The following is a 7,817-nucleotide window of genomic DNA, read 5'->3' on the forward strand; positions in this document are numbered from 1 at the left end:
TGGAATCGTCTCGGATTGATGTCAGAAGCCGTGCAGGGGGTCCATGACCAATGTCGAGACGTCGCGGCGTGGGCGCTGGCGATGGTCAATCGCCGTCAGACGCGGGCGGTTCCACCGGCACCCCGGAGCTGTCCGCCCACGAGGCCAGATCGTCGGCGTCGATCGCCAACTCGCCACAGTAGCGGGAACGCCTCGGCGCCCGCAGCGTCTCCACTCCTTCGATGGGCTAGGCGCGCTGGAGTTGGAAGCGCTGGTTGGCGGCACCGGTGCGGGTCCACTGGGAGACACGGGCGCCGTCGGCGGTGGACGCCTGCCACACGTCCATGGCCAGGCCGCTTTGGCGGTTGACGAGGATCACCACCCCGCCGCCCTGGTCCTCCACCCGCCACTGCTGGCCGGTGGCGTTGATGTCGGTCTGCTGGGTGATGTCGGCGCCGGTACCGGTGCCGGCGACCTGCAGGACCAGGCCGCTGTGCCGGGCCCGGATCCGGTAGTAGCCGCCGTCCGAGGCCAGGAAGTCGAACTGCTGGTTGAGCCCGCTGCCGATCTGCCACTGGATCAGCACCGCACCGACAGCGGTGGACGCGCCGTTGATGTCGGCGGCCTTGCCGCTGTGCTGGGCCACCAACCGGTAGTTCACGCCGGTCTCCACCGGTCCCGATCGCACGGCCGACGCGCGGTAGGTGTGCCCGGCCTGGCCGGCGAACTCGACGAGATCGGTCTCGACCCGCGTGGGCTGGACGGTGACACCGCTCGTCTCGTCGCGCAGTTGGTAGGTGCCGGCGAAGATGCCGTTGCGGACCCGGACGGCACCGCCGCGGTCCGGCGTGACGGTGAGCTCGATCCCGCTGGTGCTCCAGGAAGCGCCGACGGTGTATCCACCGCGACCGCGCAGACCCGTGACGCTGCCGGTCGGCCACGCCGACGGCAGCGCGGGCAGCACGTGCAGCTCGCCGTTGTGGCTGTGCAGCAGCATCTCGGCGATACCGGAGGTGGCGCCGAAGTTGCCGTCGATCTGGAACGGCGGGTGCAGGTCGAACATGTTGGGCGCGAGCCGATCCGTTCGCACCAGGTCGCGGACGAGTTTGTGGGCGCGTGCGCCGTCTTCCAGCCGTGCCCAGAAATTGATCTTCCAGGCGAGCGACCAGCCCGTCCCGTCGTCGCCGCGCAGCTCCAGGGTCTGACGCGCGGCCTGGTGCAGCTGGGGTGTCCCCCGCCTGGTGATCTGGTTGCTCGGATGCAGGCCGTACAGGTGGGAGACGTGGCGGTGCGTGCGTTCGGTCTCGATCCAGTCGGCGAGCCATTCCTGGAGGTTGCCCCGCGAGCCCACGCGCGTCGGTGCCAGCCGGTCCCGGGCCGCCAGTACCTGGGTGCGGAACGTGGCGTCCACACCGAGGGTCTCGCTGGCGCGCGCGACCCCGGTGAACAGGTCGCGCAGGATCTGGTTGTCCATCGTCGGCCCGGCGCACACGCTGGCGTTCGCGTGGTGGGGCAGCTCCGGCGAGTTCGACGGGTTGGTGACCAGGTATCCGAGCGTCGGGTGGGTGACCAGCGAGTCGAGGAAGAACTGGGCGGCGCCTTTCATGGCCGCGTAGTTGGTCCGGAGGAACTCGACGTCGCCGGTGAACAGGTAGTGGTCCCAGATCATCGTGGCGAGCCAGGCGCCGCCGGTCTGCCACATCCCCCACAACGCGCCGTCGACCACCGACGAACCGCGCCACGCGTCGGTGTTGTGGTGGGTCACCCAGCCGCCGGCGCCGTACTGCACCTGGGCCGTGCGGGCACCGGTCACCGCCAGATCCCGGATCATGTCGAAGACCGGCAGGAAGCACTCGGCCAGGTTCGTGGTGTCGGCCGGCCAGTAGTTCATCGGCAGGTTCGCGTTGATGGTGTACTTCGAATCCCAGGACGGGGCCATCTCCTCGTTCCAGATCCCCTGCAGGTTCGCCGGCTGGCTTCCCGGCCGCGAGGAGGAGATCAGCAGGTACCGGCCGTACTGGAACAGCAGGGCGGAGAACTGCGGGTCGCTGACGCTCGCATGCTGGGCGATCCGCACGTCGGTGGTCTGGTCGGCCGCCGACGTGCGACCCAGGTCGATCGTCACGCGGTTGAAGAGCCTCTGGTAGTCGGCCACGTGCCGGGCGCGGAGCTGGTCGAACCCGGCACTGCGGGCGGCGGCGAGGTACTGACGCGCGATGCCCTGATAGTCGCCGTTGACCGTGCGGTAGTTGACGTAACTGGACCCGATCGACACCAACACGGTGACGCTCGTCGCGCCGGACACCCGCAGCGTGCCGCCGGAGCTGCTGACCGTGCCCCCGGTGACGCTCGCGCTCGCCAGGGCGAGGAAGCGGACGGAGCCGGCGATGCCTTCCATCGTTCCGGAGATGCCGTCGAGGGCGATCGTCGCGGAGTCCGGGCTGGACACCGTCGTCCGCTGCGGGCTGTCGAACGTGGCGCTGACGGTGACCGCGTTGGCCCGGTCGGCGGTCAGCCGGATCACCACCACCTGGTCCGGTGCGCTCGCGAACACCTCCCGCTGGTACCGCACGCCGTTCAGCACGTACGTCGTGGTCACCGTGGCGGTGGTCAGATCGAGCGTCCGGGTGTACTGCGACGCCCCGCTGGCGCTGCCGAACGCCAGCCGGAGGTTTCCGACCGGCTGGTACGCCAACTGTCCGGCCGGACTGCCGAGCATCGTCTGGTTGATCAGATCCTGGGCCGAGGTCCACTGGTCGGCGAAGACCCGTCGCCGGATCTCCGCGAGGTTGGCCGCGCCGCGCGTGTTCGCCGAGTCGTAGGGACCACCGGCCCACACGGTGTCCTCGTTGAGCTGCAGCCGCTCGGTGTCGACGTTGCCGAACACCATGGCACCGAGACGTCCGTTGCCGATCGGCAGCGCCCGCAACCAGTCGGTGCCCGCGGGCTCGTCGTACCAGAGCGCCAGGTCCCCGGCGGCCAGCACACCTGCCGGTGGCGTCGAATTGGCCCTGGCGACCGCGGTCCAGCCCGTCGGCAGCAACGCGGCTCCGGCGCCGACGGCACCGGCGGTGAGCAGTTTCCTGCGGGTCACGTCAGTCATGCCATGTCTCCCAGCAGCGCGTCACGGAAGGGTCCAGCGCTGGTTCGCGCCGCCGTGGCACGTCCAGATGATCAGTTGTGTCCCGTCGGCGGAGCTGCCGCCGTTGGCGTCGAGGCACCTGCACGACTGCTGGTTGACCAGAGAGCCGTTGCTTCCCTGGGTCCAGTTCTGGCCGCCGGATCCGTTGCAGGTCGACAGCTGGACCAGCGCGCCGTTCGTGGTGCCGCCGCCGGCGACGCCCATGCACTTGTTCAACGCGCGCAGCGTGTTGGCGTTGACCGTCCACTGCTGGTTGCTGCCGCCGTTGCAGCTCCACAGCTGGATCTTCGTGCCGTCGGCGGAGCTTCCGCCGCTGACGTCGACGCACTTGCCCGCGGCGCCGGTGATCGGACCGACCCGGGGAACCGTTCCGCCCGACTCCTTGATCCGGATGTTGCGGAACGACACGTCGTCACCGGCGCCGTGGTTCTGGATGCCGATGTAGCCGGAGGTCAACGACCGCACCGGGTCGGTGTTGGTGAAATCGTTGATTTTCACGCCGTTCAGGAACACCTGCAGCCGCTCGCCCTCGACCAGCAGCTCGTAGGTGTTCCACTCGCCCGGTGGGTTCAGGGCGGCGTCGCGGGCCGCGATGTCGGCCGACTGGAACCCGTACACCGCGCCGGTGGTCCTGTCCCCGGTGTCGGTGGCGTCGATCTGCACCTCGTACCCGTTGTTCATGGCCGAGTTCGGGTCGCTGCTGGCCGGGAACCCGATGAGGACGCCGGAGTTGTCGTCACCCGGCATCATCCAGTCAAGCTTCAGCGAGTAGGAGCGGAACTCCTTCGTGCTGTACCACAGCATGCCCAACCCGCCGGATGACGTCAGCGTGCCGTTGCTGTTGCTGAATCCGCCCGGCCCGGCCTGGGACCAGCCGGTGGTGGCGCCGTTGTAGAGGGTGGTGTATCCGGTTTCCGGCCGGCAGTCGGCCCTGGTGCGGTTGGCCGCGTACCTGATGCCGCCGAGGAGCAGCGCCCGGAAGCCCGCTTCGCTGTAGCTGGCCTGGGTGTGGCCGGCCCCGGTGTAGAACGAGCGCCCGCCCTGGTAGGTCTTGCACCAGGTGTGCGGGTGGTCGGATCCCATCGTGCCGCCGGAGTAGCTCGATTCGTCCAATGTGGACAGTACCCGGGCGGACGACCGGGGGTTGGTGCGGAAGTTGTACCACTCGTCGGTCCGCGTCTGGGTCGGGCTCAGCCCGGCGGTCGCCGCGTGCGCCCGGTTCTCCGTCCGCACGGTGGCCGGCTGGATCGCCGGGTGCGAGGAGAAGTACGCGCCGACCAGCTCGCCGTAGAACGGCCAGTCGTACTCGGTGTCGGAGGCCGAGTGCACGCCGACGTACCCGCCGCCGGCCCGGATGTAGGTCTCAAAGGCGCTCTGCTGGGTGGCGTTGAGCACGTCGCCGGTGGTGTTGAGGAAGACGACGGCCTCGAACTGGGCGAGATTGGTGGCGGTGAACTGGCTCGCGTCCTCCGTCGCGGTCACCGTGAAGGTGTTGGCCGCGCCCAGATCCCGGATCGTCTGAATGCCGACGGCGATCGCGTCGTGCCGGAAGCCGGCGGTCTTGGAGAACACGAGCACGTCGTACGGTGCGTCCGCGGCGCGCGCGGGTGTGCCGCCGGTGCCCGCCAGGATCACCAACGCCGCTGCCGCGACGCCAAAGAGCTTTCGCATGGTCGAGGTTCCTCTCATGGCGTGGTCCAGCGTTGGTTGGTGCCGCCGTGGCAGCTCCAGACGATCAGCTGGGTGCCGTTGGCGGAGCTGCCGCCGTTGGCGTCGAGGCACTTGCCCGACTGAGGGTTCACCAGGGAGCCGTTGGCTCCCGCGGTCCAGTTCTGCCCGCCGGAGCCGTTGCAGGTCGACAGTTGCACCGCGCTGCCGTCGGCGGTAGCGCCGCCGGCCACGCCCATGCACTTGCCCAGTGACCGCCAGGTGGTGCCGTTGCGGGTCCATTGCTGGTTGGCGCCGCCGTTACAGGTCCACAGCTGGATTTTGGCGCCGTCGGCGGAGCTGGCCCCGTTGACGTCGACGCAGGCGCCGCTCGCGCCGACGATCCGGCCGGTTCCGCCACCGACGGGGGCCGTGCCGAACGTGAACGCGTCCACGTCGAACAGCGTTCCGGTGCCGCCGTGGAACGTCAGATACAGGGTGGTGGTGCCGGCCGGGGCTCCGGACAGTGTCGTCGACACGTCGGTGAAGGTCTCCCAGCTACCGGTGACCGGCACCGTGACGGATCCGAGCACCGTGCCGGTCGGCGAGCCGGCGCGGACCGAAAGCGTGCCGCCGGCGCCACCGGAGGACACCCGGGCCGTGAACCGGCTCTCACCGGCGAGTGCGTAGCGCTGGAACGCGATCCAGTCGCCGTTGCTGATGTCGCCGACGGTCTGCCCGCCCTCCGCGGTCGTCTTGCTGACGAGCGTGGTGCCCGACTGGGTGCCGCGGTGCTCGGCCTGCCGGTGCCGTGGCTGGAGGATCTGCTGTGTGTGCGTGGTCAGCGCGGGCTGGCCGTTCGCACCCCGGTCGGTGTACTCGGCGTCGAACACCGCGTACAGGTTGGCCGCCGTGTCGTGCTCCCCGTCGGCCGGGATCTGCAGCGTTCCCGAGCATCCGGTGCTCGAGGTGATCGAATGGGCGTGCTCGTCGTGGCCGAGGAAGTAGGTCAGCTTCACCCGGCTGCAGTCGATCGTGCCGTCCTCGGGGTCCGACGCCGTGATCGTGTACGGCACGTTGTCGCCGAAGTTGAACAGGCTTCCGTCGGCCGGCGCGGTCAGCGTCACCGTGGGCGCGGTGTTGCCGACCGTCACCACCACCGACGCGGTGGCGGTGAGACCGGCCGGATCGGTCACCGTGAGCGAGACCGTGTACTGGCCGTTGCCGGTGTAGGTGTGACTCGGGTTGGCGGCCGAGGACGTGCCGCCGTCACCGAAGTTCCACGCATAGCGCAGAGCGCCGCCCTCGGGGTCCGCCGAGCCGGTCGAGGAGAAGTCGACCGTCAGCGGCGCAGTGCCGGACGTGCGGTTGGCGGCGGCCCGGGCCAGCGGGGACTGGTTGTTGCCGGCCTGGTTGTACTCGATGCGGTACAGGGCGGAATAGGAGTCACCGCTGCCCCAGCCGGTGCCGTAGTCGAGCACGTACAGGGCGCCGTCGGGGCCGAACGCGCTGTCCATGACCTGCGTGCCGCGCCACGGGAAGTCGTTGATCTGCCCGGCCGACCCGTCGGAGTTGACGTCGACGGTCTTGATCCAGCGCCGGCCGAACTCCATCGCGAAGTAGTGCCCGTCCAGAGCGGCGGGGAACTTGACCGTGGACGGGTTGGCCGCGTCGTAGCGGTACACCGCGCCGCCCATCGGCGACTCCGAACCGCAGCCGAACGCGGCCAGCGAACAGTTGTCGTACTTGATCCACGCCGGGCGCGCGGCCGGCAGGTTGGTCAGGCCGGTGTTGCGCGGGGAGTTGTTGACCGGCGCCGCGCAGTTGAACCGGCTGCCCGACGGTCCGCTCGGGAACGTGTAGTCGACGTAGGTCTCCGACGTCGTGTTCGTGCCGGTGCAGTACGGCCAGCCGTAGTTGCCGGCGGACGTGATCCGGTTGAACTCGACCTGGCCCGCGGGTCCGCGCGAGGAGTCGGTCGTGCCGGCGTCGGGCCCGTAGTCGGCGACGTAGAGCGCGCCGGTCGCCTTGTCGACGCTGAGCCGGAACGGGTTGCGGAAGCCCATCGCGTAGATCTCCGGCCGGGTCCGGGCGGTGCCCGGTGCGAACAGGTTGCCCGACGGAATCGTGTACGTTCCGTCGGCGTTCACCTTGATCCGCAGGACCTTGCCGCGGAGGTCGTTGGTGTTGCCCGCACTGCGCTGCGCGTCGTAGACCGGATTCCGGTTCGTGCGCTCGTCGATGGGGGTGTAGCCGCTGGAGTCGAACGGGTTCGAGTCGTCCCCTGTGGACAGATAGAGGTTGCCGGCCGCGTCGAAGTCGATGTCGCCACCGACGTGGCAGCACATCCCGCGGCTGGTCGCGACCTCCAGCACCGTCACCTGGCTGGAGGTGTTGAGGGTGAAGTCGGCGTTGAGCGTGAACCGGGCCAGCCGGTTCACCCCGTTCCACGCGGAGAAGTCGGTGCCGGTCGCCGGCGCGTCACCGCCCGGTGTCGACAACGGCGGCGCGTAGTAGAGATAGATGAACCGGTTGGTGGAGAAGCCCGGGTCCACCGCCACGCCCTGCAGGCCCTCCTCGTCGTGCGTGTAGACCTGCAGGGTGCCGATCACGGTGGTGACGCCGGCGGCGGTGGTCCGGCGAAGGACCCCGGTGCGGGCGGTGTGCAGCACCGAGCGGTCCGGCAGCACCGCCATCGACATCGGCTCCCCCAGCTCGGCCACCCCTCGGGCGAGTTCGACCTGCTGGAAGTCGGCCGCGTTGACCGGGTGCGCGGCGGCCGGCTGCCCGGCACCGACGGTGGTCGCCACCATGCCGGCGGCCGAGAGGACGGCGGCCGCAGCCGCCGCCATCACGCGTGTTCTCCTACGGCGGCCGGTCACGACCGGATCCACTGCTGGTTGCTGCCGCCGTTGCACGTCCACAGCTCGACCGCGGCGCCGTTGGCGGTTGCCGCGCCGGTGACGTCGAGGCACAGGCCGGACTGGACACCGGTGATCGTGCCGTCGGCGTTCACGTTCCACTGCTGGTTGGCTCCGCCCGTGCAGGA

At 69.7% G+C, this 7,817-nt stretch carries 4 protein-coding genes; all 4 read right to left on the reverse strand.

The features are described from left to right. Positions 1-226: 226 nt before the first annotated feature. Positions 227-3,082 (reverse strand): glycosyl hydrolase family 95 catalytic domain-containing protein, encoded by a 2,856-nt coding sequence (locus tag Vau01_RS08810; protein WP_203989086.1) that lies wholly within the window; start codon positions 3,080-3,082, stop codon positions 227-229. 21 nt (positions 3,083-3,103) lie between these two features. Continuing rightward, a complete protein-coding gene (locus tag Vau01_RS08815) occupies positions 3,104-4,792 on the reverse strand; it encodes a ThuA domain-containing protein (RefSeq protein WP_203989088.1) in 1,689 nt (562 codons plus the stop codon). A gap of 14 nt (positions 4,793-4,806) precedes the next feature. Further along, positions 4,807-7,620, reverse strand: coding sequence for a PQQ-dependent sugar dehydrogenase (locus Vau01_RS08820; protein WP_203989121.1), 2,814 nt, complete (start codon positions 7,618-7,620; stop codon positions 4,807-4,809). 26 nt (positions 7,621-7,646) lie between these two features. Next, positions 7,647-7,817: RICIN domain-containing protein (locus Vau01_RS08825; protein WP_203989123.1), on the reverse strand; the 171-nt coding region annotated here is incomplete at its 5' end.

Source organism: Virgisporangium aurantiacum (genome assembly GCF_016863635.1).
In the GTDB taxonomy this organism is placed as follows: Bacteria; Actinomycetota; Actinomycetes; order Mycobacteriales; family Micromonosporaceae; genus Virgisporangium; species Virgisporangium aurantiacum.